At 42.1% G+C, this 6,211-nt stretch carries 7 protein-coding genes; 1 reads left to right on the forward strand and 6 read right to left on the reverse strand.

Going from position 1 to position 6,211, the window contains the following annotated elements:
• Nucleotides 1-48 precede the first annotated feature (48 nt).
• Both ACWJAF_RS12260 and ACWJAF_RS12265 read right to left on the reverse strand, forming a co-directional pair.
• Nucleotides 49-942 (reverse strand): aldose 1-epimerase family protein, encoded by an 894-nt coding sequence (locus ACWJAF_RS12260; RefSeq protein WP_448864278.1) that lies wholly within the window; start codon nucleotides 940-942, stop codon nucleotides 49-51.
• Nucleotides 943-1,022: 80 nt separating this feature from the next.
• The gene (locus tag ACWJAF_RS12265; RefSeq protein WP_448864280.1) at nucleotides 1,023-1,508 is read right to left on the reverse strand and encodes an NUDIX hydrolase; all 486 of its coding nucleotides are present in this window, start codon (nucleotides 1,506-1,508) and stop codon (nucleotides 1,023-1,025) included.
• Nucleotides 1,509-1,807: 299 nt separating this feature from the next.
• Between ACWJAF_RS12265 and ACWJAF_RS12270 the strand changes: the two genes are divergently transcribed.
• Complete coding sequence (locus ACWJAF_RS12270) at nucleotides 1,808-2,707, forward strand: RluA family pseudouridine synthase (RefSeq protein WP_448864282.1); 900 nt, start codon at nucleotides 1,808-1,810, stop codon at nucleotides 2,705-2,707.
• Between the two features lie 60 nt (nucleotides 2,708-2,767).
• Here the strand turns inward: ACWJAF_RS12270 and ACWJAF_RS12275 are convergent, their stop codons facing one another.
• From ACWJAF_RS12275 to ACWJAF_RS12290, 4 genes are all read right to left on the reverse strand, one after another.
• Complete coding sequence (locus ACWJAF_RS12275; RefSeq protein ID WP_448864284.1) at nucleotides 2,768-4,153, reverse strand: alanine/glycine:cation symporter family protein; 1,386 nt, start codon at nucleotides 4,151-4,153, stop codon at nucleotides 2,768-2,770.
• A gap of 120 nt (nucleotides 4,154-4,273) precedes the next feature.
• Entirely contained in the window at nucleotides 4,274-5,263 is a 990-nt protein-coding gene (locus ACWJAF_RS12280; protein WP_296033282.1) for a guanosine polyphosphate pyrophosphohydrolase, read from the reverse strand.
• A gap of 47 nt (nucleotides 5,264-5,310) precedes the next feature.
• A complete protein-coding gene (locus ACWJAF_RS12285) occupies nucleotides 5,311-5,703 on the reverse strand; it encodes a hypothetical protein (protein ID WP_448864286.1) in 393 nt (130 codons plus the stop codon).
• 319 nt (nucleotides 5,704-6,022) lie between these two features.
• Nucleotides 6,023-6,211: GH32 C-terminal domain-containing protein (locus ACWJAF_RS12290; RefSeq protein WP_448864288.1), on the reverse strand; the 189-nt coding region annotated here is incomplete at its 5' end.

Below are 6,211 nucleotides of genomic sequence, written 5' to 3' on the forward strand. Positions count from 1 at the left end.
GGACCTTCCTTCGAATGCAAGGTAATTAAAACTCTGCCATTCTTTATCTTATGCTACCGTTATCTTATAAGACACTGCAAATTCTTCCCCTGCTTCCAGTGTATTTTCCCAGTCACGGTCTTTTAATTCTCCATCGAACACTTCGCTGTCGCAGCGTCCATACCATGGCTCAATGCATACGAATGGGGCCTGTTTTTTCGGTGGTGACCAGATTCCTGCAAGCGGTGCGTCGAATTCAACTGCCAGATATTCTTTCTTCTGTGGATCTAATAATGCCACTCTCTGAATCTGATGATCTTCAATCACCAGCGCATCCCCATCAAACAGATGCTCATCAATTGGAAGTAATCCATCTGTCAGCTTATATTCTTTTTTCTGTGTCGTAACTACGCCACCTTCTCCGAAGACTGTATTAATCAGAGATTCCGGCGCATTCCCCTCTCCATCCCGGAAACTTAAATAATAGTCTGACTGCTTCTCGCCTTCATGCACCGGGCAGAAGAATGCCGGATGTGCACCGATTGCAAAATACATGTCCGTCTTATTAGTATTCTTTACCTTCCACATTACTTTTACAGACGTATCTTCCAGTTTATATCCGATTTCCAGATGGAAATGGAATGGATAAGCCTGACATGTTTCCTCTGTATCTTCCAGTGCAAACCATATCTCGTCTGCACTTTCGCTTACCAGTGTAAAGTCCATATCTCTGGCAAATCCGTGCTGATTCATCGGATATTCTTTTCCTTCGTGCCTGTAAATCTTATCTTTTACTCCCCCTACAAATGGGAATAATACCGGTGACGTCCGTCCCCAGTATTTCGCATCTGCATTCCACAGGTATTCTTCTCCTGTGCTTTTCCTTTTCACTGAGCGAAGTTCTGCTCCGTGATAATTCACGACTGCTTCCAGTTTTTCATTTTCTAATCTGATCTGTTCCATCTTTCTTCCTTTCTTTTTGCTACACAAGGAAAACCCATTGCATAATTAAATACAAAAGACTCCCGGAGTACTTTCTGATTTTATATCTTTTCCAACTCCATCTTTTGCCCATTCAGAACCGCAGACACCAGTCCATCATGTCCGTCGTATACAAGCTTCAGAGAAAAGAACGGTACTTTCTGTGCCATCAGACGCAAGAATATCTTGTCGCCTCTCCAGAGATTCAATTCTTCTATCTTATCGATGTCTATCCATTCCAGTTCTCCTTCGTCACACGCAGCCTGTTCTCCTTCGAATCCATCTGCCGTAAAAAGGTGCATATATTCTGTCACGCCATTTCCCGATACAAATGTCACGATTCCGCAGAACCGGTACGATGTCAGCGTATATCCGGTCTCTTCTTTTACTTCTCTTAGAACGCATTCTTCCGGACTTTCATCTGCTTCAAAATGCCCGCCGACGCCAATCCATTTATCCTTATTGACATCATTCTTTTTCATCGTCCGGTGAAGCATCAGATACTGTCCGTCTTTTTCAATATAGCAAAGTGTGCTAAGTCCTGTCATATTTTCCCCTCCCAGGCGTCACCATCTGCTGAACTTATCCCCTGCAGCTTCTCTTGCATACTTTTCTACCGCCAGACCCCGCCTTAGAGTGTGTCTGGCGGTTTCTTTCGGGCATATGATAATTCATATAGCGGTTTTGCCTGTTTTTATTTTTCTTTGCTTTCACATCCACATCATTTATGCTATGATATAAAAACATATTTTGCTTATAGTTACAGTTTGGAAAATTCCCATACACAAATTGTAACTACAGAATTCATATTTTAATTTATTATACTCTAAACCACAGGAGATTTGCAATGAACCGTACGATAGAATATAAAATTACCGAAGAAAGTGACGGACTTAGAATCGAACAGTTTTTAAGAAGAAAAGGCTATTCCGGTCAGAATCTCGCGGAGATAAAGCGTATGCCAAAAAGTATTCTGGTCAATGGTGTCCATTATTATATGCGTCAGACATTAACTGCCGGTGATACACTCCAGGTCGTCATCTGTGAAACCAAATGTTCTGAAAAAATCCCACCGGTAGAGATCCCTCTCGATATCGTCTATGAAGATGAAGACATTATTGTAATCAATAAGCCTGCCGGTATGCCAATTCATCCGTCAATGAATAATTATTATAACTCCCTTGCCAACGCACTTGCCTGGTACTATCAGTCTCAGGGAAAACCTTTTATCTTCCGCTGCTGTAACCGTCTGGACCGTGATACTTCCGGGCTTACTGTTGTTTCCAAACATCTGGTAAGTGGCAGCATCCTGTCTACCATGACCAAGAACCGCGAAGTACACCGGGAATATCTTGCAGTTGTAAGAGGTTCTGTCACCCCTCCGTCCGGGACGATCTGTGCTCCTCTTGCCAGAAAAGAAGGAACGATCATCGAACGTATGGTAGACTTTGAACACGGCGAAGAAGCCGTTACCCATTATAGACTCGTAAAAGAAGCAAATGGGCACAGCCTGGTCTCATTAAAGCTTGAGACGGGCCGTACCCATCAGATACGTATTCATATGAAATATCTTGGATATCCGCTGATCGGGGACTATCTCTATAATCCTGACATGGAATATATGACCAGACAGGCCCTTCACTCCCACCACATGGAATTTACACATCCAATTACCGGAGAATGGATGACATTTACTGCTCCATTGCCGGATGACATGAAACAGGTATTGTGCAGCCAGACAGTATAACACAATACGCAGCAGGACCTGCCATATCTGACAGGTTTCCTGCAATTTGTCACTCTATAATCATTTCTTAGATTGTTCATACTCTTTCAATTCATGAAGCGCCTGATCTCCCATCAGATATAACGCCCCGATATTGAAGATCGTCATAAGTCCGATCCCGACATCTCCGAGATCCCATACAAATGTATACGTTGAGATTCCTCCGATGAACAGCATCACCAACGCAAGTACTTTGTATGCAGTCTGCCAGCACCATTTATCTCCGAGGATATATGACACGTTGCTTCTTGCATAAAAGAGGATTCCAAGAAATGTCGAAAAGCTGAATAAAAACAACGTCACAGCAATAAATATCACACCAAATTCTCCCAGATGATACTTCATCGCTGTCTGTAAAAGATCCATACCCTGTTTTCCGGCAACTAGTTTTTCCGGTACCAAAAGCATGATCATCGCCGTACAGCTGCAGATCACAATCGTATCTACGAAGACTCCGAGCGCCTGTGTAAGTCCTGCTTTTACGGGTTTATCACACTCTGCTGCTGCCGCTGCACACGGTGCCGAACCTGATCCCGCTTCATTCGAAAACAGTCCTCGTTTCACACCATTCATCAACACAGCGCCAAATCCACCGGCAGCCGCCTGGCGCAGTCCAAATGCTTCTTTGAATATTCTTGCAAATACACCCGGAAGACTTCCGATATTCGTTACGATAATAAAAATCGTAATAAAGAAATAGCATACCGCCATAAACGGTACCATCAGATCCAGTACCTTTACCGTTGCATTCTTACGAAGTACGATAATTGCTGCAAGAATTACCAGCACAATCGTTGTATAAAGCGGCGGAATAGAGAATGCATTTTTAAATGATGCAGCTACCGAATTACTGATTACCTGACTGATTCCACACCAGCAGATCAGACCGGAGATTGCAAATAATACAGACACAACCACACGCTTTTTCTTCTTTCCGGTTCTTCCTTCTACGTAATCATGTATATAATATGCCGGTCCGCCCCGGTATCCTCCGTATAACGGATCCTTTTCCTTATGAATCTGCGCAAGCGTTGCCTCAACAAATGCAGTTGATGAACCAATCAGCGCCGTCACCCACATCCAGAATACGGCTCCGGCACCGCCTGCCGATACAGCTGCAACCACACCAACCAGATTTCCCATGCCAACACGGGTGGCGGTCGATACGATCAACGTCTGAAATGTAGAAAGACTGTTCTTATCTTCTTTTTTACCGGTAAGCGCTGCCACCATATCTGGAAATAACCGGATTGGGAGAACTTTTGTACGTATCGTAAAGTAGATTCCCGCCGGTATCAATAATATGATCAGAAGAGAGATGCCGACACTTCCACCACTAGGAAATGGTATATGGATCAGGTCTCCCCACAAAAAACTATAAACCCGCTCGATCAAATTCACTATCATAGCATAAAATGTCCTTTCAAAATCTCAGGACTTTAAAGCACTACACTTTAAAGTCCTGAATTACATGATACTATATTCTTATCTATATTGCAAACAGATTGCATAATATTTTTGCATTAATTAATCAATCAGGTCATTCTGGAATCTGGATAAATGTTCATAAGGAAGGATCAGTCTTCCGCGGTAAAGGCCACAGCCATCATTGATCAGGCTGTTATTGATTGCCGAAAACATATTGACGTCAAGATCCGCCAGTTCCAAATTCAGCAATTTCATTCCGCGCTCATATGCCTCATCAAAGTACAGACATTCTCCTTCCGGAATTGCATCTCTTCTTGCACGCTCATGCTCCTGCTCTTTTTCATATCCTATATGATTTGCAGGACCGATCTCTGCGATATCATCCATCGTCTTCGTCCTTAACTGCACCTCCATATAACATCTGGAGCTGTTATCATAAAATGTAATATGAAGAGACTGATAATCATTCGAACTGTGGCTGCAGATATAATCCCGGTAATAAGGTTTCACCGAATCTTTCAAAAGCGGTGATGTACTTTCTTTGATCCCCATGGCCGGCTCTGCGGAGAATCCCTGTTCTTCCAGAAATCCCGGCAGCACATTCGCTATTTTATACAGATATTCCCTCTCTTGTTCTTCTCTGTCCTTTTCGCTGTCCAGATGGCATCGGGGAATAGAGATAATGATCCGGTAAGCGATCAGATCACGGAAACAGCTAAGGCGCTTTTTCAGCTCTGCAATACTCGGATACTCTCCATGTTCTTCATAATAATCATAGATAAACTCTACTACATAACCGTTAAATTTTTCTTCGGCACGGATCAGTGATTTGATCCTTCCCTTGAAGGTAAATGCCATAAACGGATACTCTTTTGCCATATATTTGTAGAATTCCCTCATCTTCTGGGACTGTGCTGTCAGGAAATCATTGTGCTCCAGAAGTTCCTGTATCTGTAACAGGAAGTTACAGTGGATCATGTCGATTTCATTTCCTGTTTTCTTTGCATCTTTTCTTAAGTCTTTGATGTAATTATGAAGAATTCTAAGTACTGTATCACCTGAATACAGGTAATCATTTAACGTTATCATCTATCTCACTCCTCTTTTGTCTGTCCGAATATCTCTGTTAAACACAATTAAATACAATTGCCAAGTATCTCTTTTAGATGATCCGGATCTACCGGTTTGGAAATGTATCCATTCATTCCGGCCTGCCCGCAGCTTTCTTTGCTTTCTTCTGCAGACTGGGCGGTCATTGCAAGTTCCAGCTCATCACTTCCGTATCTTAATCCTTCTATGAAAGAGGCTACCGATGCAATCATCTCATCCTGCGGTTCTTTTGCATCCTCCAGCTTGATGATCTGCTGGGTCTTTCCCCGGACCAGGCCTGCATAATTCACCACTCGCGCCGTCCCTTGTATCTTACTGACCAGAATCATGATCATCAAAAACAGGGCGATCAGGATCACTGTTAAAAGCATCATCAGCATTCTTACTATTTTAGAAATCTTACTGTCTTTACTTTTCATAACCACCTTCACTCCATATATCCTGTTATCTGATATTTCACATCTTTCATAACAGGTTCTTATCTTATAATAATATCTCTGTTTTATACATTTTGCAATTTTCTCTTTGCTAATATGCTAGTACAAAGTCAGATACAAAAAACTTGCCACCTGCTACTTCTTACAAATGCATGGCAATACATAAAACTTTCCACTGACAGCATCTCTTGCATACTATGGTATAAAAAATGTGGACTGGCACCTCTTTTTTCAGGAACCTGTCCACATTTTTATTTTCTTTTCCGTATATTCACCTGTTATATCTTATGCAGTCCGGAATCTATTTTTTATATTCAACCTCAAATGATCCAAGTTCATATCCATGAACCCTTCCCTTTATATCTCTGGATACAAGCTCTACTTTCTGTTCAAGATGTTCACTATATACTCTTGTTGTCAGAACCGTTTCCCCGTTATTAATGAATATCTCAATGGCTGATGTATCCGAAAAGATGGTAATATCCGAAAG

This window comes from Dorea sp., from assembly GCF_977044405.1.

Coding starts and splice junctions, on each gene's coding strand:
- ACWJAF_RS12260 (WP_448864278.1), bottom strand. CDS start 942: ATGGAACAGATCAGATTAGAAAATGAAAAACTGGAAGCAGTCGTGAAT.
- ACWJAF_RS12265 (WP_448864280.1), bottom strand. CDS start 1,508: ATGACAGGACTTAGCACACTTTGCTATATTGAAAAAGACGGACAGTAT.
- ACWJAF_RS12270 (WP_448864282.1), top strand. CDS start 1,808: ATGAACCGTACGATAGAATATAAAATTACCGAAGAAAGTGACGGACTT.
- ACWJAF_RS12275 (WP_448864284.1), bottom strand. CDS start 4,153: ATGATAGTGAATTTGATCGAGCGGGTTTATAGTTTTTTGTGGGGAGAC.
- ACWJAF_RS12280 (WP_296033282.1), bottom strand. CDS start 5,263: ATGATAACGTTAAATGATTACCTGTATTCAGGTGATACAGTACTTAGA.
- ACWJAF_RS12285 (WP_448864286.1), bottom strand. CDS start 5,703: ATGAAAAGTAAAGACAGTAAGATTTCTAAAATAGTAAGAATGCTGATG.